Source organism: Hydrogenophaga taeniospiralis CCUG 15921 (assembly GCF_001592305.1).
Lineage (GTDB): Bacteria > Pseudomonadota > Gammaproteobacteria > Burkholderiales > Burkholderiaceae_C > Hydrogenophaga > Hydrogenophaga taeniospiralis.
Genome location: NZ_BCWR01000048.1, coordinates 1 through 820 on the forward strand (window position 1 = coordinate 1; position 820 = coordinate 820).

2 protein-coding genes are annotated in these 820 nt (G+C 47.1%); both read right to left on the reverse strand.

Going from position 1 to position 820, the window contains the following annotated elements; genetic code table 11:
- Positions 1–298 (reverse strand): hypothetical protein (locus tag HTA01S_RS25810; RefSeq protein WP_218017396.1); only part of this gene is annotated, 298 nt, incomplete at its 3' end.
- An 8-nt stretch (positions 299–306) separates the two neighbouring features.
- Positions 307–820 (reverse strand): EndoU domain-containing protein (locus tag HTA01S_RS25815; RefSeq protein WP_218017397.1); only part of this gene is annotated, 514 nt, incomplete at its 5' end.

The window sequence follows — 820 nt, forward strand, 5'->3', positions numbered from 1 at the left end:
GATCATATGATTCATCGTAGGCAAACGAGATGTTGGTTACATCGCCTTTGACCTCGGCGCACCACGATTCGGTGCAGCAAGACTTATTAATAGCGGCATCAAATTTGGACAGACGTATTTGATCTCTTAGCTCAATAAAAATTGGAATATACACATCGTAACGCATGCCTCCGTGATCACCCAAAAAAGCAAGAAATAACTTCTCCTTTATGTCATCCAATGAATGAATGTAAATTACCGGAAACAAACCATGCCCATAATATGGTTCGTCGCACACCCAAGCGAATTCAACATCCATACAATCTCTCACTTTTTCGGGAATACTGTTACATTGGGATTCAAATAGCCCTGCACCTTTACACCAGACGGTGTAACACCCTCCCACATTGGTGCAGCATTGAATGGGTTTTTAATGAGTTGCCTATTTTTATACGCCGCATCCACTTCAACCTTGATTCGGTCCCCCGTCCAGTGATCGGGAAACATGGTTGATTTTTTTGTCAAATATTGGCCCGGGTTCTTTGGGTCAGGCATTCGAACCGTTGCCTCATAGACACCCAGGGAGTCCGGGGCGCCTCTCGTTACCACGTCCACCGTCCCCGTCGCTGTGCTGTGCCCTCCAACCACCTTCCCGCTCTTACTGATTTCAGTCGACAAGATGTGCCCATCAAAATCAATAGGTGCCGTGACCTGACCAACCTTCTTTGAAGCCTGCAGATTGAGTATCGCATCTGGGTCTTTCCCAGTCAGATTCGGGCCTGTCGCATTGTCTCTAATTCGATTCAGCGCTGAAATCTCATCATCGACCTTGTTGGCGACG